General features: G+C 30.8%; 22 protein-coding genes. 20 read left to right on the top strand and 2 right to left on the bottom strand.

Translation table 11 applies throughout. The features are described 5' to 3' along the window. Positions 1-18: 18 nt before the first annotated feature. The 8 genes from GXK56_RS15725 to GXK56_RS15685 all read left to right on the top strand — a co-directional run bounded on the left by GXK56_RS15725 (position 19) and on the right by GXK56_RS15685 (position 7336). Positions 19-798, top strand: coding sequence for an AraC family transcriptional regulator (locus tag GXK56_RS15725; protein ID WP_160689069.1), 780 nt, complete (start codon positions 19-21; stop codon positions 796-798). Between the two features lie 30 nt (positions 799-828). Then, positions 829-1599 carry a hypothetical protein gene (locus tag GXK56_RS15720; RefSeq protein ID WP_160689067.1) on the top strand — a complete coding sequence of 257 codons (771 nt, stop codon included), beginning with the start codon at positions 829-831 and terminating at the stop codon, positions 1597-1599. Positions 1600-1612: 13 nt separating this feature from the next. Then, on the top strand, positions 1613-2239 hold the full coding sequence (locus GXK56_RS15715; protein WP_160689065.1) for a hypothetical protein: 627 nt from the start codon (positions 1613-1615) through the stop codon (positions 2237-2239). Between the two features lie 65 nt (positions 2240-2304). Next, positions 2305-2862: a hypothetical protein gene (locus tag GXK56_RS15710; RefSeq protein WP_160689063.1), complete on the top strand. Its 558-nt coding sequence runs from the start codon at positions 2305-2307 to the stop codon at positions 2860-2862. A 31-nt stretch (positions 2863-2893) separates the two neighbouring features. Further along, positions 2894-3214, top strand: coding sequence for a hypothetical protein (locus tag GXK56_RS15705; RefSeq protein WP_160689061.1), 321 nt, complete (start codon positions 2894-2896; stop codon positions 3212-3214). A gap of 290 nt (positions 3215-3504) precedes the next feature. Beyond that, positions 3505-5367, top strand: a complete 1863-nt coding sequence (locus GXK56_RS15695) for an ankyrin repeat domain-containing protein (protein ID WP_160689059.1) — start codon at positions 3505-3507, stop codon at positions 5365-5367. Between the two features lie 56 nt (positions 5368-5423). Further along, positions 5424-6188, top strand: coding sequence for a 4Fe-4S binding protein (locus GXK56_RS28755; protein WP_347707961.1), 765 nt, complete (start codon positions 5424-5426; stop codon positions 6186-6188). Positions 6189-6214: 26 nt separating this feature from the next. Then, positions 6215-7336, top strand: coding sequence for a hypothetical protein (locus GXK56_RS15685; protein WP_160689057.1), 1122 nt, complete (start codon positions 6215-6217; stop codon positions 7334-7336). Between the two features lie 92 nt (positions 7337-7428). On the opposite strand, the gene GXK56_RS15680 is transcribed toward GXK56_RS15685, so the two are convergent. Both GXK56_RS15680 and GXK56_RS15675 read right to left on the bottom strand, forming a co-directional pair. Then, the gene (locus GXK56_RS15680) at positions 7429-8286 is read right to left on the bottom strand and encodes a 2-oxoacid:ferredoxin oxidoreductase subunit beta (RefSeq protein WP_160689055.1); all 858 of its coding nucleotides are present in this window, start codon (positions 8284-8286) and stop codon (positions 7429-7431) included. Position 8287: 1 nt separating this feature from the next. After that, positions 8288-9967 carry a 2-oxoacid:acceptor oxidoreductase subunit alpha gene (locus tag GXK56_RS15675; RefSeq protein WP_160689053.1) on the bottom strand — a complete coding sequence of 560 codons (1680 nt, stop codon included), beginning with the start codon at positions 9965-9967 and terminating at the stop codon, positions 8288-8290. A gap of 445 nt (positions 9968-10412) precedes the next feature. Between GXK56_RS15675 and GXK56_RS15670 the strand changes: the two genes are divergently transcribed. The 12 genes from GXK56_RS15670 to GXK56_RS15615 all read left to right on the top strand — a co-directional run bounded on the left by GXK56_RS15670 (position 10413) and on the right by GXK56_RS15615 (position 21408). Next, positions 10413-10673, top strand: a complete 261-nt coding sequence (locus GXK56_RS15670; RefSeq protein ID WP_160689051.1) for a tetratricopeptide repeat protein — start codon at positions 10413-10415, stop codon at positions 10671-10673. 58 nt (positions 10674-10731) lie between these two features. After that, positions 10732-11358 carry a hypothetical protein gene (locus tag GXK56_RS15665; protein ID WP_160689049.1) on the top strand — a complete coding sequence of 209 codons (627 nt, stop codon included), beginning with the start codon at positions 10732-10734 and terminating at the stop codon, positions 11356-11358. 60 nt (positions 11359-11418) lie between these two features. Further along, positions 11419-12105: a hypothetical protein gene (locus tag GXK56_RS15660; protein WP_160689047.1), complete on the top strand. Its 687-nt coding sequence runs from the start codon at positions 11419-11421 to the stop codon at positions 12103-12105. Between the two features lie 143 nt (positions 12106-12248). Further along, the gene (locus tag GXK56_RS15655) at positions 12249-12977 is read left to right on the top strand and encodes an SMI1/KNR4 family protein (protein ID WP_160689045.1); all 729 of its coding nucleotides are present in this window, start codon (positions 12249-12251) and stop codon (positions 12975-12977) included. Positions 12978-13011: 34 nt separating this feature from the next. Next, the gene (locus GXK56_RS15650) at positions 13012-14241 is read left to right on the top strand and encodes a hypothetical protein (protein ID WP_160689043.1); all 1230 of its coding nucleotides are present in this window, start codon (positions 13012-13014) and stop codon (positions 14239-14241) included. Positions 14242-14278: 37 nt separating this feature from the next. Next, complete coding sequence (locus GXK56_RS15645) at positions 14279-14965, top strand: Imm26 family immunity protein (RefSeq protein ID WP_160689041.1); 687 nt, start codon at positions 14279-14281, stop codon at positions 14963-14965. A gap of 84 nt (positions 14966-15049) precedes the next feature. Continuing rightward, positions 15050-15511: a winged helix DNA-binding protein gene (locus GXK56_RS15640; protein ID WP_160689039.1), complete on the top strand. Its 462-nt coding sequence runs from the start codon at positions 15050-15052 to the stop codon at positions 15509-15511. Next, on the top strand, positions 15498-17540 hold the full coding sequence (locus GXK56_RS15635) for a methyl-accepting chemotaxis protein (RefSeq protein ID WP_243156142.1): 2043 nt from the start codon (positions 15498-15500) through the stop codon (positions 17538-17540). The genes GXK56_RS15640 and GXK56_RS15635 overlap by 14 nt, the downstream gene beginning before the upstream one ends. A gap of 31 nt (positions 17541-17571) precedes the next feature. Continuing rightward, positions 17572-18336, top strand: coding sequence for a class III extradiol ring-cleavage dioxygenase (locus tag GXK56_RS15630; RefSeq protein WP_160689035.1), 765 nt, complete (start codon positions 17572-17574; stop codon positions 18334-18336). A gap of 86 nt (positions 18337-18422) precedes the next feature. Next, on the top strand, positions 18423-19253 hold the full coding sequence (locus tag GXK56_RS15625) for an AraC family transcriptional regulator (protein WP_160689033.1): 831 nt from the start codon (positions 18423-18425) through the stop codon (positions 19251-19253). Between the two features lie 242 nt (positions 19254-19495). After that, the gene (locus GXK56_RS15620) at positions 19496-20062 is read left to right on the top strand and encodes a hypothetical protein (protein ID WP_160689031.1); all 567 of its coding nucleotides are present in this window, start codon (positions 19496-19498) and stop codon (positions 20060-20062) included. 125 nt (positions 20063-20187) lie between these two features. Beyond that, positions 20188-21408, top strand: a complete 1221-nt coding sequence (locus tag GXK56_RS15615) for a tetratricopeptide repeat protein (RefSeq protein WP_160689029.1) — start codon at positions 20188-20190, stop codon at positions 21406-21408. The last annotated feature ends 2 nt before the right edge of the window (positions 21409-21410 follow it).

The raw sequence follows: 21410 nt of genomic DNA, 5'->3' as shown, positions 1-21410 counted from the left end.
TAAATTAGGGGGAATAATATGAAGTTTGTAACTGATGAAGTAAATAAAAGTTATTGTGAAGTAAAATATACTGACAAAGAAGGTATATTGCAATATGCTTATTGTTTGTTTGATTATGGAGTTATGCCAGCACCAGCATCTACAGCAGTTCATATTGCCTTTATCATTGATGGGACAGGCTATTATAATGGTATGAAAATAAAAGCAGGAGACGTTATTGCTTATGGAATTAATAAAGAACCTATGATTAGTAGAGTAGAAAATGTTGCTGTATTTATAGTAAGTATGGAATTTTGGCTCTTTTATCAAATGACAGGAATTATTCCAGCAGTTTGTCAGAGTATAATACAATTTAAGAAAGAAGACTCCATATGCATTCTTGGAGAAAAATTGTTTTCATACTCTCCAGAAAAATGGATGTATATTGTTGAAGATTATATAAGTGAGATTCAAGATAGTGGAAAATATAAATTTACAAATCAAATGACAAGAGTATTTAATGCAACAAATTTATGTCATATACAAAATCAAAAAAGTTTTAAAGAAATTGCTTCAGATTTAAATATATCTTATAGACAGCTTCAAAGAGATTTTAATACTATTCTTGGCATTACATTAAAAGAATATGAAAGTATTGCTAGGTTTCATAAGGCTGTTAATCATTTAGAAGAAAAAAATATAGTTCAAAGTGCAGTTGAAGCAGGATATTGGGATCAATCTCATATGATACGTGAATTTAAAAGAATGTGTGGATATACTCCAACTTATATTAAAAAGAATGAAACAAATGAAGTATAAGAAAAAGCTTTAACAAGAAAGTGAGAGAAAATGAAGAATAAATTAGTGGAATTAAAGATTCCTTGTGGCTGGGAGATTATTAGGAATAATTTTTATGATTGTGAGTGCAACATGCCGTGTTGTAACAACAAAGATAAAAATTCAAAAGTAATTTTACATTTAGAACGTGATGTCCCTATAGACAGAGGAGATCATTTCGTTATTATTTTAGAACGAGTATCTGCAAAAGAGGATAACAGCATTTATAGAATAACTGCACTTATACAGGAACTTGATAGTAAAAAGCATCTTAATAAATTTGAAAATGGTGACCTCAATTTGATTAAGGATGTATTTAACAAGTGGATAGAAGAATTAAGTCAGTTTTTAGTTGATCCAAATGAGGTTTCTTTGAAACTCGGATATCTTATATATAGTGAGTTTTATAATAAAGCAGAGGAATATCCACTAATGCCACTCATGATTCCAAGCGGATGGAATATTATTTCAAATTGTTTTTATGATTTAGATTATACTCAAAGTAATTTGGATAGAAAATTATTTTCAGCAGATATGCTTTTTATTAAGACAAGCGGGATAAATACTTCTAAAGGTGAGTATATAATTTCCCTTGATTGGCTCCCTTATAATGATCCGGAAGGAGCTTATGTGATACAGCTTGCCTTTGTGGATTTTAGTGAAGTGATTATGAAATATAAAAGCAGAGATAGGTATCATATAAAAGAAAAGATTTTTTTCTTTATGGATATAATAGGAAGTTGTAACAATAAAGCTGAGGTTATTGAACAATTAAAGCGTTAAGGGGGAAAATGCTATGGCAATAACATTTACAGAGGGTAATGCAGAGCAGGCTCAAGAATGGGTGAAAAATTCGGATTTATCCACTTCTGATAAGGAACATTTATTAAAATTTATTTATCGATTCCCAGAGATTCAATTTTATAAGCAAACCTTGGGAGGGATAGTACCTTCGTGGTTAACTCAAAAAGCAAGTGTCCTTCAGGGGATTATGCGTAATCAGCAGATTTGGGTGAAATTTGATACTTTTGATTATTCAATGCCACATATAACGTTGCAAGACACCTGGTATCGACTTACTTTGCAAGGAATGGTTGACGATACCCATTCAAAAGTATTTATGGAGAATAAGCAGGCATATTTTGTTGGTGTAGAGATGGAGCATTATAAAACTATGCTTGCCATTATGCTGTATGAAGAAGATAAAAAGGTTTACGAATTTGATTATAATGATGTTCATCCTAATCAGGATGACATAGAAGAGGAAGGCGAATTGGATGAAAATGATTACCCTCTAGATGGGTTCGGACATATTGATATAGAAGCAGCTACAGTCGCTTTTGATTCATACATAAGTATGTTCGGGCACATTATTGCTATTCGTTTGCAGGATAATAGTGAGATTATGGCTAGTAAGCTTTAGAATAAGAGCATGTGTTTTTATGAATGTAGGATTATGATTTAATTATAAGCTTGGAGGTAAATAGAGTGCAATCAAATTTGAAACCTTATCTTCAAATAAAGTCAATAAGAATAATACTTAGATTATATGATATTGATGTCAGAAGGAACATAAAAGCTGGATATTATCTTGTTTTAGTAAATAACCTATGGAATCGTATTGAAGTCTGTGAACCACTTATAAGTACTAGTGGGAGACCTATTAGAGCTTTAAACCTATATGGAAGCCAAAAAGAGGCAGAGAAGCTATTAGTTTTAGGAGAGAACTTACTAAAGGGCAATACCTCATCACTTCAAATGAAGGATGAGTCAGGTGAGAAGTTTGAAGTTTATTTTAATAAGGATAAAGTTAGAAGTTGGTTTTATGTTTCAGGAGAATTTCTGGGAAATGATGAAACAGAAGAATTTCAATGTCTTTTTAAATTTTCAAATGGTAAAAAAGTTATAGGAACTGCACTAAATGAAAGAAAAAATGGAAAACAAGAACTCTTTATAAGTGAAATTACAACTGAAGAAAAAATCCAATTGATTCATGCTATAAATGAAGGAGAGAAGATTGCTCTTGAAAAAATAGACTGGGTATAATCTGAGCCTTTTGATAAAGGAGGTGTGTTTTGTGGAATATGCTATAAATAAGCTTTTAGAAGATAAAGAAAAAATAGTAAAAAACTTAAAGGCGGGTAAAACGGAAGAATTTGGGTTATTAAAGGAACTTGACAAAGCTATTACGTGGTTAAATTTGATAAATAATGAGAATTTAGATAATGCTAATAAATATGTGATACAAACTTTGGATACTACAGTTGGTTATGGATATTCTTATTATCATCTTATGATAGATATGGAAACTGATGATAAAACGCGTTGGATAGAATATAAACCTAATGGAGAGCCACTAGTGCTATGTGGAGGAGATGTTATTTTTATTCGTAAGTAATATAAATTGAAAGGAGGTTATTAAAAATAGCAGAGAATAAAAAATCCAAAGACTACTATCTTAAATTAATTGAACAAAATCCTAAGGATTCAGATGCACATAATTGTTTAGCTATTATTTTAGCGACATGGGTTTATTAGTTAAATTCATGTCGCTTTTTTACAATACAATAAACTGCGACAAATTTATAATAGTTGTAATAAATGTTTAAAAGGTGATTTATGATAATTATACAATTTTCAAAATAGTACATTTACTATAGTTTTAAGCTTATATAAGGAGTGGTTTAAATGGCAGAAACAAAAATAGCTTTTTCTTCAAAAATTGAAGAACAGCTTAATAGATTAGGAATTAGAAAAAAGAAAGACTTTCCAAATAGTGAAATGAAATTTAACATCAACAATCAGGGCAGTTATACTGCACCTTTAGCTTTTTCACAGTTTTTGTGGGGCTATGAGTGGGATGAATATGAATTTAGAATAACACAGAAAGGAAAAGACTATTTTTATCTTGAGTATGAAAAAAATGATATTATAGTTATTTTTACAACAGACTGGGTTGAATCAAAAAGCAGAATTTTGGATGAATATCATCCAAATCTATGCATTGGAAGACTATATGGCGCTGAGGGAATGGAAGAACTATTAATCGCTATTGATGATGAAAATCTGGAGAATCCAGGAATAAATGTAGTAATGCCTGACTTTCCAGGTGGAATGGGAACCTTGGGAAAATTAGAACAGCTTCTGTCGTATTTAGAAATTGTACCTTTCGCAGGTATGAAAAATATGGTAAGTAAGGAGGCTGCTGGTAACGGGCAGACTGAAAATGAAATTGATGAGGAATTCAGTAAGGTTATTTCAGCTTTTGTAGATGGTGCGCAACAAGATAATAAGGAAGAAGAAAAAATAAAGTTGCAGTATTTTAATAAATTATGTAATGAATTTTTTTATAAACATCCTGAAGCATCCCTTGCTTCTATTGCAAATGGCTTAGTACAATTGGGAGTTCCATATGAACAAGCTATTGGAGATGTAATCTGGGCAAGATGCTTTGGTACAGGAGAGGAAGAAAATTCAAGCCAGCTCTCAAGAGGAGAAGTTGAAACAGCATCAATCAATGAAACTACAATAATAAAGGATAAAATTAATAATCCATCTGAAGAAGAAATTAGAGAGTTTCTTGGATTAATAGATGCATGGGAGATTGATGAAGTTAAAGCTTATGTAAAAAAAGGTATGCCTGTTAATTTATATTTTAATGGAACTACCTCAATTATTAAAGCAGTTGAAGGTGGATTTAAAGAAACCATAGAATTTCTTATAGCTGAAGGGGCTGATTTAGAGGCAAAGGATAAGGATGGAGATACAGCACTACATACTGCTATAAATTGGTTAAGAGTAGAAGTGGTTGAGCTTCTTATAAAAGCTGGAGCCGATTTGACTTCTTTAGCTGGAAATGGGAACACTGTATTAACAAGTGCAGTAAAAAATAGAATTGCTGATATTGACCTTCCAAACAAAAAGAAAAATATAATTGGAATTTTGCTGGAGGCTGGAGCAGATGTAAATCAAAAAAATGCTGATGGAACTTATACCTTGTGGCATTTAGCTGAGTATAACAGTTTGCCGATTATAGAAAAGGCTATAAAATGCAGAGCAGATTTAAATATGTGCAATGAGAATGGAATGCCTCTTATTCATCATTTGGCTGTTAAAGCAAGAGGTTATGAAGAAATAATTGATGCTCTCATAAAGGCTGGAGCAGATCCACTTGCAGTAAATTTACATGGTTGGAATTTATATATGATAGCTGTATGGTTTAAAAATGAAAAGCTTCAGGAGCTTTTAAAAGGTCATAAGGCTGATGTAGTAAAAGATAAAAAATTAGACTTCTTTGCTGCAATTGCTAATGGAAATCTGTCTGAGGTAAAGAAATTTATTGAGGATGGTACAAATATAAATTCTAAGTTTATTAATGGAGAGTCAGTAGTAACAATAGCAGCAGCCTTTGAGCAAGAAGAGGCTTTAAAGTATTTCCTTGAAGCTGGAGTTGATATAAATTTATGTAATGATTTTGGAACGGATGCCTTTGGATATGCAGAAGGGAAGGAAGGTATTTTAAAGATTCTTAATGAATATAAAGGAAATTAAAAATATATAATAATTTAATGACAAGGTAATAGCGTGGAGAAAGTGAGGATTTTATTATGAGAAAAAAAATTAAAGGAAGCGCAGTTGAAGCTGAAAGTTGGGTAAGGGATTCGTCACTTTCAGAAGAGCAAAAAGAGCAATTAATTAAATTTGTGAAGCGTTTTAAAACCTTGACCTTCTTTAAAAAGGAACGTCCAGATACAGATCCAGCATGGTTACAGGAGCTTGGAAAGGTGCTTTTAGGAGCAGTACCAGATGATTTGTGTTGGTATAAGTTTGAAAGCTTTGATCACTCTGAATATGATGATTATAGATATCAGGACAGCTTTTATAATGAACAGGGTTTTTCACGAGATTTAGGGGAATATACTGAAATATTTATGGATGGAGAACCTTTGTTAATTGTTGCTTGTATACTGGATGATCTTGGTTCGGTTTTAGCAGTAAAAGGTGGACAGGATGGAGATTTAGGAGTATATGATTTTAATTATGGGGACATCAAAAGGGGAGAGAATGGACAAGGAATTATTGATGCAGGAGATGCAGCTTTAGCTTTCCCTTCATATTTGAATATGCTAAGCCGTGTAAAAGCTATCCGTCTGGAGGGTGAAACTGTGGTTAAAGCAGGGCTTCTAGAAGGAGAAGAAGCTAAGGGATATCATATTGAAGAAGAGTCATGTATCAATTGCGGCTCCTGTGCTGAAGAGTGCCCAGTTTCTTGTATAAGCGAAGGTCCAGGTTATTATGTTATAGATAAAAATGCATGTACAGAATGTGGTGATTGTGTTTATATATGCCCTACAGAAGCAATTATAGAATAAATGTTAGATAAAAGGAGATCAAATTTATGAAAAACTTTGATTTTAGTGAGAAATTTAGTAAATATATACCATATCTTTCTGAGGTAGTGGGTTTAGATTTAAATTTTAACCATAGCTTGTGGATAGATCCAGAGATTTCACCTAATTATGGTGTTAAGGAAATTTATTCGATTGGTAACTCTGGTCACGATTATATTGTGTATTTAATTATACCTGGAGTTTCGCCAGAGCAGTATCCTATAGCTATTTATAATGAAGAAAATATGTGTGCGAAGATTATTTCTGATTCTATTAAGAATTGGTTTCCTTGTTATTTAGTAGAAAAGATAAATGATTTATTAAAGGATTATGATGGTTTTTTAAAACATCCGGTAGAATGGTCAGAAAACTTTGCTGAAAGGGATTTAGACAGTATAGGCAAATATAAGGCGCTAATATGTGAAAGCTGTAAGGTTTTTGATAATAAACCTTTTATAGAGGCTTTACCAGAAATATTTGAGGTTTTACAAGCTAAAGATATTAGTAAATGGGATTATTTAAAATATTTAAAGCTCGCAGCTATTAGTTCTCCTTTAGGTCAGTTTATTGAACTAAAGGAAAAAAGCATACCTAAAGAAGATTACGTAGCTTTTATTAAACAAAATTCTCATTATAATGCTCCTATATTTTCGCAATTTAAAATGAAGACAAAGTTAGGGGAAATGATTGCTAGGGGGGATGAAATAGAAGGTATTCCTCTGGAGATTGCATTAGAGGTTTTTAAAAGAAGACAAGTCATAGATTTTGGAGCAGGAGATAAAGGTGGAGAGATATTATTTCTTGCTGCAGCAAGATGTTTTGAGGAAATGGATAAGAATTCTGTATATTATCCTTTTATACAGGAAATTGCAGAGTTTGAGGAGGAGCATTACAATTTTCTATTTAGCGAATGGTTTTATGACCTTGGAAATGTACTAAAGAAATCAGGAAACATTGAAGAAGCTGTTGTCGCTTATGAAAATGCTATAGCTTTTTGTAGTTGTGAAAATGAAGAATTCCATGAAGATGCTTTTGAAGCATTAAAAAGTCTTGTTCCTCATATTAAGGATGAAAATTATGTTGCTTATCTGCTATGTTACCCTGACGGAGAGGAAGAAGAGGAGGAGTAATTTATCCTAAATTGAAAGAGAATACATAGCTTTGATTTAAATCAAACTAGTATTCTCTTTAGTTTTTAAGGAATTATATGCAGAATTAATTACTATTTAAAGCTTTCTATAAACTTTTTAGCATCCTCTGGTTTCCAATCTCGTTCTAAGAGAGTTTTATTATTCTTAAAGGAGGAAACTGTATCAGTATATTCTACTTTTTCTTCCTTATATATAATTCCAAGAGGAATACCATTGTCCCACTCCATAGCTTTTTCTAGAGCTTGATGTTTATCGCTGTAATCATAATTATCATCAAGCTTATAGGTATTGTCTTTATACCATTTAAAAGTATTTATGTGGTTAAAGGTTACACAAGGTTGAAGAATATCTACTAAAGCATAACCTTTATGAGCAATTGCAGCTTTCATTATTGCTTTTAAGTGTTCTTTATCTCCAGAGAAACTTCTTGCAACGAAGGTTGCTCCAGCAGTTATTGCAAAGGCAAGGGGCTTAAATGAATCTACAGTAGTTCCTTCAAATTGCAATGAAGTTATTTGTCCTTTATTAGTGGTTGGTGAACCTTGACCTTTTGTAAGACCATATATTTGATTATCATGAACAAAATGAGTAATATCAATGTTTTTTCTAATATTATGGAGCAGATGATTTCCACCTTCACCATAAGAATCACCATCACCAGAATTTATAATTACCTTTAAATTCTTATTTGCAAGCTTAATTCCTACAGCAGGAGGAACTGCTCTGCCATGAAGGCCATTAAAGCCGTTCAAATTTATATAGTGAGGCATCTTTGCTGCTTGTCCTATTCCTGAGGATAGTACAACTTCATGAGGGTTTATTTCTAGTTCTGCTAAAGTTTCCTTCAAAGCATCTAGTATTCCAAAATCTCCACAGCCAGGGCACCATGCAATTTCTTCTTTTGTATCATACTTTTTAATATCTATCATTTTAGAGCACCTCCTTTTTAACTCTAGAATAAATCTCTTCTGAACTTAATTGTCTTCCATCATATTTTAATATGCTATTATGAACAGAAATTCCAGTTTCCATTCTAATTAATTTAGCAAGTTGACCGTTAAAATTTTGTTCAACATTAACTAATTTTTTAGCTAAAGCTGAATACTTCTCTAATAGCTTTGTTGGAAGTGGATATAAATCTCCAAAAACGAGAGCTCCCACAGAGTATCCTTCATCATTTAAAATTTTAACAGCTTCTTCAACAGGACCCTCAAGTGATCCCCATGCTAGCAAAAGTACTTCAGGAGTTTCAACTCCAAAGTAATTTGGCTCAATTAAATCTTTTTCTAGTAGTTTAAGCTTCCTCATTCTTTTGTCCATTTGTTCTATTCTAACTTCAGCTGATTCTGTTATTTGACTGTCCTCAGTATGCTCATCACTATCAATTAAAACCACAGCATTTTCAAATTGACCTGGAAGAATTCTTGGAGATATTCCACTCTTAGTAACTTTATACCTATTATAGCTTCCATCACTTTCTAAGGCCTCTTCTCCAGCAATATATCTTTCGATTTTAACTTTGCTTAAATCGAATTCTGGTACAGTTACAGCTGTATCAGCCAAATATTGATCAGTTAATAATATAACTGGTATTTGATATTTTTCAGATATATTCAAAGCTCTTGCAGAAGTATAAAAAGCATCTTCAGCATTTCTTACTGAAAGTACCATTCTTGGTTCTTCCCCATGTGAAGCAGTAACTAAAAAACTTAAATCACTTTGCTCTGTTCTAGTAGGAAGCCCAGTGGCAGGACCAGGTCTTTGAGAGTCTATGATTAGTAGAGGAGTTTCTGTTATACTTGAAAGTCCAATAGCTTCTACCATAAGTGAAACTCCACCTCCAGAACTTCCAGTAGCTGATCTTGCTCCAGCATAAGAAGCTCCAAGGGCCATATTTATAGCTGAGATTTCATCTTCTACTTGTTCAACTATTATTCCAGCATTCTTTTGAACTTTTGATAAATAAGTCATTATGCTTGTTGCAGGAGTCATAGGATATGCTGAATAAAAGCTTAGTCCACCTGCTAGTAGACCTAAAGCCAAAGCTTCATTACCAGTAATGAGAATATTGTTATTTTTTTTAGCTATAGAAAGATTAAAGCGTTCTTTTGAAGCTTCATATCCTCTTGTAAAAGCTAATTTGTTTGCTTCATTTGTTTTTACGTCCCATTTTTTATTAAAGATAGAGTCTATATTATCTATCTTAAGATTAAAGAGCTTTGTTAAAACTCCAACAGCAACTGTTCCCAAAGTTTTAGAATTACCAACTTCAGTAGATATAGCTTTCATTGGAAGTTTTAATACTCGTGAATCTTCTACATCAATACTTTCGTCACAAATCAAAATACCATTTTTATTTAGAGTTTCAATGTGATTTAGAACCGTATTTTTATCCATTGCTACAATTACATCCATTATAGGACTATGGGAAGTTATTTTTTCATCTCCGAATCTAATTTGTATAAAATTATGTCCGCCTCTTACCCTAGACATGTAATCTTTTGTGGTATAAATATAATATCCACTTTTCTTCAGTATTTTTTCAAAAAGTGAACTGATAGTATCTATACCTTGTCCAGCAGAACCGCCAATTAAAATGTTATATTTCAATGTAAATCAACTCCTTTAAATAAATTATATTTATTAAAAATCATAATCGATAATAATTATCATTTAGTATTTGTAATTATTATATACCTCATTTTAATGTATTTCAATATATGCCCAAAAAAATAATTATTAGTAAATATGAATGTTATTGAGCATAAAAGAATAATTGAAGTATAGAAATTATCAAGGTGATGTCGTTTTTTTACAATACAAATATTCTTCATAATTGATAAAATATCTGTACTAATTTTTGAAATTTTAAAAGTACAATATTCTTATTCAATTTAGTATATTAATATTAACTAGAAAGGATTACATAGATAAATGAAATCTATATATTAACAAGCAAAAATCTTATTCGAATTTTTGATGTGCCTTTATTAAGGAGAAAAGTTATATGCAAGTCTTAGTTATAAAAAGTGTATTTAATCAGGAGGAAAGTATAATGATTGATTTAAATTCAGTAAAGCTTAAATCTTTTGAAAAGCTGCCTCAGGATTGGGTTTGTCTTTATTGTGAATCAAGTAAGGAACATTTTGGTGATCAAATTGTTCAGACCATGTATGCACCAAATCAAGCTGAGGTATATATACGTAGGGGAAAACTTTATATGGAAAAAGGCGAAATTGCATTTGCTAAACAAGATTTTCAAACTGCCGTCAAAATAGATGGAACTCGATTGAATGAAGTGAAGGCGTATATTTGATATTTTATGGCAATACCTATGGTTTTGCTGATTTTATTAATAAATACAAGGTGATTATATGGAGAATGAGAAAATTATAATAAGGATCATTCGTTATCAGTTTAAAATAGAGACTATTCGAAAATTAATACAAGAGCTGCAACAATTTATTGGCCCCATTGAGTTAGAACCAGTTTCAGCGAAAGCGATTTTTAAACTGGAGAGACGTTTGAAAAAGAAGTTATCGGATGAATACATTGCATTTTTATACTATATTGGCTCTGGTCGGTTGGATTATGTATTTTATAATCCTCAACAGGTATGGGAAAAATATCAGCATAATTGCACCTTAGAGCGATACAACAGAAAATTGTCCCGTTTAGAAAACGTAAAAGTGCTTACGATAAAACATCTTCAAGATGAAATCAATAAAAAATCCGAAGGTATATGTATAACAGGTTGTAAGGATGGGGCCATTCCCATTATGGACCAGGGGTGCATAGGAACAGTGCTCTTGATTATCCGTGGAGAATTGGAAGAGACAGTTTGGGAAGGTGCTTATGAAAGTTTTTACTTTTATCCTCTAAAAAATCCAGTATTTTCAACCAATGAGGGATTACCATTTGCCACAGTTTCATTTTTAACCTGGATAGAAGATTATTTGAAGAGAAGAGTTCACTTTTATCAGATAAAAAAAGGTAAATAGCGTCTGTTAGGCGAGATAAGTTGAAAAAGTATTATCAAAAAAAGGGAAAGGAAGAGAAAAGTGGCTAATAAAGGTGATATAAAAATAATGCCCTTGTGCATTCCCTCTGAATGGGAAATTACTTGGAATTGCTTTTTTCAAATTTCTATTGAAGATGCAAAAAGAGAAGGTTCTTGGAATTCTTATTTTACAGCAGATTTATTGGCGATAAAAAGCTTTGATAAAAACATATTTATTGATTTAGATTGGTTGCCAGACATGGATTTAAGCGGTCAGTATAAACTATGTATTTATAAGCAAGAAGAGGAGGAACCTTTTATTACTTTTGAAAGTCGTTTTTATGATGAAATCTCAGAAAGAATAAACAATTTTCTTGGAAAATATAAAAATGAAGAAGAGGAAAGTGTTAAAGAAAAACTGGTTCCTCTTGGAATTCCAACTGGTTGGAAGATACAGCTTAATCATTGGACAAGGAATTTACTAAAGGTTGAATATAATCATGTAACAAAACAAGAAACTGCAACACAAACCATATTTCATGCAGTAAAAAATATTTATGGATTGGTTCATATTACCGTTCAATATTTATATGAAAAAACTTCAATATTCCGTCTTACCATTAATAGAGAAGATGATTCATCTTATTATAAATGTGTTGATATTATGGAGGAAGAAGCAGCCTTAGCTGTACTAGAACAATGGCTGAAAATGGCATATCTATCAGATATTAAATTATTACTTCCATAATGTGGAACAAATAGCCAATCTAAACAATATTATATTACTTTTATAGGTGGCAATCCAATTTCAGAGGAAGAAAGAGATAAGATTAAAAATTTAATTCCTTGGGCTACGGTTTTTTAGCAAGTTACTTTGAATGGAGGGTTATTATGACAATTGAAGAAAAAACAGAGCAATTAAAAGACAAGCTAAAAAAGTTAGAAGTTTTAGATAAAAAGCAGAAAACATTTGGAGCTTATTCATTTAATCAGGGAAAGCAATTTGGACATGAATATAAATCCTATCCGGTTAAAGAAACTGACCTTAAATTAATGGAGAGTAAGTTAAAAATCCGTTTACCAGAGGACTATAGAGATTTTCTTTTAAAGATAGGTTATGGAGCTGGACCTGGCTATGGATTAAATTCACAAATGGAAATTATAGAAGAACGTTTTGAATATTCGTCTAATCGAGTTATTGAGGATGGGTATTTTTATGAACATGAGTTAAATGAAAAAACTGGTTATGGAAGGATTACTTATTTTAGAGACTTAAAACACAAACATATAGAAATATATAAGGATAATATTGTAAAAATGAAACCAAAAGCTTTAGGTTATGCTGCTCCTTATGTATTATCAATTGAGGGAGCTATTGTTATAGCTAATGATGGATGTACCTATAGTCATGTACTCGTAGTTGAAGGGGAACTTTATGGAACAGTATGGGATGTAGGAGGGTTTGATCCCAGTCAATCAATACCTGAAGGAATATGTATTGGTGAAAAAGATGGAGAGTATCTTTTTAATAACAAGGTGTTCACTTTTTCACAATGGATAGAAGACTGGCTGGATAGGAGCATTGAAGAGTGTATTAAAAAGGGGTATGACAAAGTTTAAGGAAGTTTTGTTTATTAAAGAGAGGTAACGATTAATGAGTTATGATTTAAAAATTGCAGCTTATAATAAAATAGAGCAAGAGCAGCTTCAAGAATTTCTAGCTACAAAGGGATTAGTCATTAATAGCGGGTCTATTGAAAGAAATAATTTAATAATTTCTTCTGAGAAAAAAAGTTCAATGGATAAAATGATTATGGATGTTATACCAATAATAAATGTAGAGGATATTGATGAGATATTAGCTAGTGTTGTTTTAGCACCCAAATGGATTTATAACATAACAATTCCAGAGAACAGTAGTAAAAGCTGTATAAAAAAAGGAATGGATTTGTCTAAGTTTATAGCAGAGGCTTGTAGTGGAGCAGCTTATGATACGAGAGAAGATAAGATTATTTTTCCCAAAGGAAAGCCAAAACGCTATGAAGTATCAGGAATAGCTGAACGGATTAATGTAATTAATATGAAATGGTTTATTCCTTTATCTATGGTTGATGCAAATACTATAAAGGTTTTTCTTGAGAGCCTTAATAGTATTTGCCCAGAATCAATGCCAGAAAAGTATGGTGATTACGAGCCTTTAAAAAATAGACTTAAAAAGGGAGAAGAACACAGATTTATTGATTATTTAATGGAAAAAAAGAAAGAAGGTCAAGATATCTATTTTAAAGGAAAGAAACCGTGCTTTTCAGGTTCTATTTATTTTCCTTATGAGGCTTATAATCAAATGAAACCTGATAAAGCAGGTTGCATCAGCAGTATAAAGCTTAGCTTTGATTATGGTGCTTGTGAATATGATGCTAGATGGATTGAAGTATTTACTACACTTTTTGAAAAGTTAAGTGTAAAGCTTAATGCTGTTTATGCCATGGCTTATGTGGAGCAAAATGTTATAGTTAAGAAAAATGGTAATTTATATTATGATTCAAAGTGTAAGGATTATTTGATTCCTAGTTATAACTGGTGGATTGGTATTCCAAAGTCCCCAATGTGGCTAAGCTGGTTCGGAAAGCCTTATATTAAACAATTAGAAAAATATCTCAAAGACTACACCTATTCAAAATATGAAGAAGGTTTGTATTTAGTAGCATCACCAAAACCTGTTATAAAAGAAGAATTAGAAACATTGTTTCCAAAGCTTCCACAACAATTATTAGCGCATAGGGAACTAATAAAAAAAGTAATTTCACATAACAGTGATGGAAGTGAAGTGGTATTTTGGGATCACCAGGATTTTGTAGCAGAGTGTATACCTGAAATAATTTAAGAAAGAAAAATTTTTGATTTAGGTTAGGAGGAACAAGATGAAAAAAATTTCATTTAAAGTAGGAGACTTATTTGCAATACCACTATTAGATGGAAAATATGCAACTGGAAGAATATTATTATATCCAAAGAAACAAAAATTTAAAAAAATAATAGAGGAAACTAAAAAAGAAATAGAAGCAGGAGAAAAAGATTTTCCAGAGGCTTTTACCTATGGAACAGAAATGCTTTATCATGGAGGTGGTATTCTAGTTGAAGTTTATAAAGAAGTCTTTAACGAACCTACTGCCAAGCAGTCAGAAGTTCTCATAAAGGGAATAGAAGTTAGTTCATATTCAATAGAACGCGAAGAGTGGCCTATTATAGGTAATATTCCAGTAAATCCTGCCGAGGTTGAATTTCCTGAATTTATTGTGGTGATTCCACCAAAACGACAATGGTATTTCTGTCGTGGTGAAGTATGGCTTCCTCTTCCAGTTGATGATCCAAATAATATAGTTGACTGGAGAGGTATTAATATACATTATACTATGCATGGTGGTTTAGCATATTATATTACTTATTTATTAGGAGATGCAGAAAAAGGATTTTCATTAGCTAATAAAGATCTTCGGTACAATGAAAGGCGCAGAGAAGTTTACGAGTTACTTAATTTACCACTTGATGAGCCATACTATGAATTTGCGCTACGTCATGGTTTTGATCTTGCAAGATTTTTTAAATAATATTTTCGAGAAAATAGTTGTCAAATGACAACTATTTTATTATAATGTTTTTTAAAGAATAATAATTATTAAAGGAGATTTGATATGAATAAAAAAGCTTCTAGAGAATTAATTTTAAATATGGTTAACTTTTATAGCTTATTTAATGCTGAATATATAGATCTTATTCCAGATTTGACTAATACAGAAATAACACCTCTTCTTTCAAAAATATTAAATTTTGTTCATTTTGAAGGAACAACAACAGCCTCAAGAATAAGTAAAAAATTAAATATATCTGTGCCAAATACAAGCAGAAGTATTAATACTTTATATAATTTTGGATATTTAATAAAAAAACAAGATGAAAATGATAAAAGAATCGTTTATTTATCACTATCAAGCAAAGCATTAAAGCTTATCTTATCTGTTTCAGCAACTGGAGAAGCTGATTTTTTAGAAAGATTTAAGGTTCTTTCTGATGAAGAAATAGGAGAGTTATCTAATGCTTTATTAAAAGCTCAAAACTTGATTATAAAAATGCGAGATTTAAATGAAAACAAGTAAAATATGGACTAAATATAAAGGAGCTGATTTAATTATGTTTATAAAAAGCATCAAAGTAAAATTAATTGTATTGATAAGTATATTGCTTTTGGTTGTAAGTACTGGGTTTGGAGTAATTTCTTATATTAATGCATCTAATGCTTTAATATCAAATATTACAAAGACCTTACCAGAAATAGCCATACAGGCATCTAACACTGTTCAAGCTTATTTAGATAATCAATTAAACTCAATGGAAGTGACTGCCAAGGTTGCTTCGTTAAATAATGATAGTCCAGATAAATTGATGACTATTTTAAAAGTTGAAGCTAAAAGAAATGGCAGTATTAAAATGGGATATGCTGATGTCAATGGAAATATTACATATACTAATGGAGAACAAGCTAATATAAAAGATACTACTTATTTTAAAAAATCTATACTTGGTGAGAGTTTTATAAATGATCCAGAAGTTAATTCTAATAAAACTGAAATGACAATGATATATTCAGTACCAATAAAAAATGATAATGCAATTGTAGGTGTTTTAGTATCAGTTAGAAATGGAATGGAACTTAGTGATATGATTAAAAAAATTTCTTTTGGTAATACTGGAAGTGCCTATATGATAAATAGCCAAAGCAACAGTATTGCTTATAAAGATTCAAGTATGCCATTAAATCAATATAATTCTATTAAAGAAGCAGAAAAAGATCCTAGCCTTAAAGGCATTGCTGAAATGCAAAAGAGAATGATAGCTGGTGAAACTGGTTTAAGTGCATATACTTTTGGAGGAAAAGAATCTTATGGTGGATTTGCTCCTATTGAAAAAGAAAAATGGTCTGTAGTTGTTATTTTAGAGAAATCAGAACTTTTATCAGAACTTGACTCTCTAAAATCTTCAATAACTTTAACTACTATATTATTCTTGATTATTGGAATTTTTGTGATTTATATTATTTCTCATAGATTGTCTACAAGAATAAGATATGCTTCTAATTCATTAAATGTATTAGCTACAGGAGATTTTACAAATAAGATTAATCATAAGTATTTAAATTTTAAAGATGAAATTGGTGATATGGCTAACTCTATGAATACAATGCAAAATTCAATTGGATCTATGATTAAAATATCTAAGGATAGTTCCTTAGTAATAGATGAAAACTCAAGTAATTTATTAGATATATCTCAAAACATGGTATCATCTTCTAATAATGTAGCCAATTCAATGCAAGAAGTAGCATTAGGAATTAATTCTCAAGCAAATAATTTAATAGAAATTACTACAATTTTAAATAACTTCAGTGGTAAGCTTGAAGATATAGTAATAAACATTAAAGACATAGACGAAAACACAGTTGTAATGAATGAACTTGCAAATGATAGTAGCTCAAGCATGAAGTTATTAATGAATGCAGTAAATAACATAAGCTTATCTTTTAAAACATTATCTAATAAAATTACTACTTTTAATAGCAATGTAAAAGAAGTAAATAATATAGTACAAATGATTAATTCAATAGCAGATCAAACTAACTTATTAGCATTAAATGCATCTATAGAAGCAGCAAACGCTGGTGAAGCCGGTAAGGGATTTGGGGTTGTTGCAAATGAAGTAAAAGAATTAGCGGAACAAACAAAAGTTTCATCTCAAAATATAAGTAAATTAATATCAGATATATCCAATGATACTAATGCAATAACAGAAGATACAAATAATATGAATTCTGAACTTAGCAGCCAAGTTAATATTATAAATGGAACTATAAACTCCTTTGAAAAGATAATTGATGTTATCAAAAAAGTAATTCCCAAAGTACAAGCTGTTAATGGGGCGGCAGTAGAAATAAATAAGGAAAAAGAAGATATTTTAAATAAAGTGGAAAGTACATCTGCTATAGCTGAGGAAATATCTGCTTCATCAGAAGAAATAACAGCTTCAACTGATGAAATGCACAATTTATCTAATGAAGTTGCAGCAACTGCAACTACCTTAAATAACATGACAAAAAATTTAATTAATGAACAAAATAAATTTGTAATTTAGGCTATAAAAAATATTTGGAGGTGCTTATTATATGATTAAACCATTATTTCTAGCTCATGGCTCACCTATGATGGCAATTGAGCAAAGCGTGTATACTAAATTTTTAAATGACCTTGGAGAATCAATTAAACCAAAAGCTATAGTTGTATTTACCTCTCATTGGGTTGCTGAAACACTTACTATTTCAGCTTCTGATTCTATATATGATACTATGTATGATTTTTATGGATTCCCAGAGGAACTTTATAAAATGAAATATCCTGCAAAAGGTTCTAGTGTTATTGCAGAAAAAATTCAAAATAAATTAATTGATTCTGGGATTAAGGTAAAAACAGATTTAGCAAGAGGCTTAGATCACGGCGCATGGACTCTGCTGCAACATCTTTATCCTAAGGCAAATATACCTGTTGTTCAGGTTTCAATAAATTATACTTTATCTATAGATGAGCAAATTAAAATAGGTAATGCTCTTAAAGATCTTGGACAGGAAGATATTTTAGTTCTTGGAAGTGGAAATACAGTCCATAATCTAAGATTAGTTGATTTTGAAAGTAACAATATTGATTCATGGGCTAAAGAATTTGATGATTGGTTAATTGAAAAAATAGAAGCTAAGGATCTAAAAGCTCTTAATGATTATAGAAAATATGCTCCTCATGCTAATTTAGCAGTTCCAACTGCAGATCATCTTGTACCATTATTTATTGCTCTAGGAAGTAGCTCGGAATTAAGTCCTAGAGTTATATTTAGAAATTATGAATTAGGGAATTTAAGCTATCTTTGCTATGAGTTTTAAAAAACTTTTTTGATTGAAATGTGCCGAAATGTATTATATAATTTGCCATAAGAAGAAGCATATTAAGTAAATGGAGCGATATTCATATGGAAAATAATAATGGAGAAAAACAAAATAATTTTTGGAATAAGATATCAAAATATAGGGAGTATGGAATTTATCATTATAATTACGTAAACTTTAGATTCAAGGAAAAATATGTTGCTCCAGCAGATTCAGATGTTCATATATTTTATGTTTTAAGTGGGCAGTGCAATTATGAAGGAATAAATGTAAAACAAGGTGATATTCTTTTATTTGGAATGAACAAAATTCCTGTGTCAAGTGAAATGACTGAAATAGAGTTATTGGTTGTAACATTGGATTTCGAATTGATTTATAGAATTACTGGAATAAGACCTGCAGAGTATTGTGAAAAGGCAATACTTTTAGATGATGACAATGAATTCACTCAAATAATTAGAAGTATAGATAAAGATGATTTGGAACAATGGATCAATGAGTTTGACGACTCTATATTTAAATTGATATGCAAAAAAGAGGAAGAGATAAATAATAATTTTGTACATGCTATAGGAGCTGCAAGAATGGTTTGTTCTTCACCGGATGCTACTATTAGTGATATTTGCCTTAAATCTGATATTTCAACTCGTCAATTACAGCGTCAATTTTTAGACTTTTTTGGTATTACCTTAAAGGAATATGCAAGTATTGTACGATTTTCTGAAGCCTTTAAGACAATATATGAAAAAGATTTAAAAACAACAGCAGTTGAAACAGGTTACTATGATCAAGCACATTTAAGCCGTGAATTTAGAAATCGGGCTGGTAATTCGCCAAACAACTGGAAAAAAGATGATATGTTTCATACTTTTAAGGAAATACTTTCAGGGTTAATAGATTTAAAAAAAGAATAAATTGCTAAGCAAAGCTCTTTCATTAATAATAAAGGTTTTATAAAAATCTGAAATATATTAATGAGGGAGCTTTTTTAATTAAGATATTTTACGAAATTATTCCATGTCGTTTTTATACAATACAAATGACCTTAGAAAATTTATTATTATGATATGAATTAGATATGATGGGGAATTAATGTTCAAAAATAGAAAAGTCATAAATATGATATTAAAGTTATTTAAGAAATAAGGAGAAAATTATGAGTTATTTTATAACATCAATCATTTATTTTAATAAAGAATTTAAAGAAGAGGCCTTTTATGAAGCTTTGAAGCAGGTTGAAGAATTTCCTGTTCCACATCCTCATCCAATTGAAAAATTTACTAAAATATCACTTAATTCAGATATCTCAGCAATTTATTATCAGGTTGGTGGATATAATACTAAGTCAAAATGTTTTTCTATGCAGTGTGAACTCTTTCGAGAGGATTCATTTCCAGATATTATTAACCAAATTTTAAAGGAGAAGGGTATTAAATATAGATTTTATTCTCATTTATATTGTGATATGGATGGATTTTTAGAGAATACAAAATATACAGAAAAAGGCTTTGAAATTTGGCAGCGCATGGATGGTGAAGCAATGTATTTTTTCAAGGAAGAGGATAAACCAGTTGAAACAGAAATATTGAATTTAAAGAAAGAAGCTGAAGAAAATTCTTTATATACTATTTTTGATGAATTGTGTATAACTGAGGATGATATGATTCAAGCTTTTCATCGTTTGGAAAAAGAAGGAGTAATACTAGCAGAATTTAAAAAGTAGGGATGATAGATTTATTTTATATAGCTAATTGTTTTGAAGAATTTTTAAAAATCACTGATATAAAAGAATAGTAAGTAATAAAATTATAAACTGATTTTTATTCATGTTCAGAGGAGTGGGAACTTATGGAAAGAAAAATTGTAGAATTAACCCAAGAGGAACTTAATTTGATACAAGGATATATAAAAAATTCAAAAATGGATATTGAAAAAAGTCTAGAGAGTGCTGAAGAAATGTATCAATTGGCAAATGACTATTTAACAGGTAAGAATGAATTTAAGCAAGATGATAGAAAAGCTTTTTATTGGTTTTGTAAAGCTGCTTTGGAAGGTTATCCTGAAGCGTTGGATAGTATGGGTAAATGTTTTTCTGATGGAATTGGAGTAGAATATGATGCTTCTAAAGCATTTTATTGGTTTACAAAAATGGCCGAATGGGGTAGCAGTCGTTCACAAAATAATTTAGGTGTTTATTATGAAAATGGAGAGTGCGTTTCCCAAAATTATGAAAAAGCAGCATATTGGTATAGAAAAGCTGCTGAGCAAGGAAATGCAATGGCTAAATATAACTTAGGATTATGTTATGAATACGGAAGTGGAGTAATTCAGGATAAAGTTGAAGCATTTAATTGGTATTTAAAAGCTGCAAAGCAAGGAAAGGCTATAGCACAATATTATGTTGGAACATACTTTGAGCTTGGGCAAGTAGTGAATAAGGATGATTCAGAAGCATTTAAATGGTACAAACTTTCTGCAGAACAAGGGCATGATGAGGCTCAGGGAAGTCTTGGATTATGTTATGAAGAAGGACGAGGTGTAAACAAGGATGAAAAACAAGCCTTTTGTTGGTATATGAAGGCTGCAGAACAAGGATATATAACTTCTCAGTTTAATCTTGGTTTGTGTTACGAATATGGAAAAGGAACGGAAGTTGATCTTGAAAAAGCTGTGAAATGGTATAAGGAAGCTGCCATTCAGGGATATATATTCTCAATGACAAATTTAGGTCTCTGCTATGAATTTGGACGTGGAGTAGAGAAATCTTATGAAGAAGCATTTTCTTGGTATGAAAAGGCTGCAAAACAAGGAGATATGCATGCATTGTACAATCTTGCCTTATGTTATGAAATGGGTAAAGGTGTACAAAAAGATTTAGCTAAAGCTTTTGAAGGTTATACTAGTGCCGCAGAAAAGGGTCATGGTGGTGCAAAGAATAATTTGGGACGTTTTTATTATCATGGTTTTGGGATTGAAAAAAATTATGAAATTGCTCGGAAATTTTGGGAAGAAGCAGTTGCTATGGGGTGCATTGAGGCAGAGGAAAATTTGAAAGTGCTAAAAGGATAAAT

The sequence above is a fragment of the Clostridium sp. C2-6-12 genome, from assembly GCF_009928485.1.
In the GTDB taxonomy this organism is placed as follows: domain Bacteria; phylum Bacillota; class Clostridia; order Clostridiales; family Clostridiaceae; genus Clostridium.
This window is presented reverse-complemented; position numbering and strand designations above follow the sequence as displayed.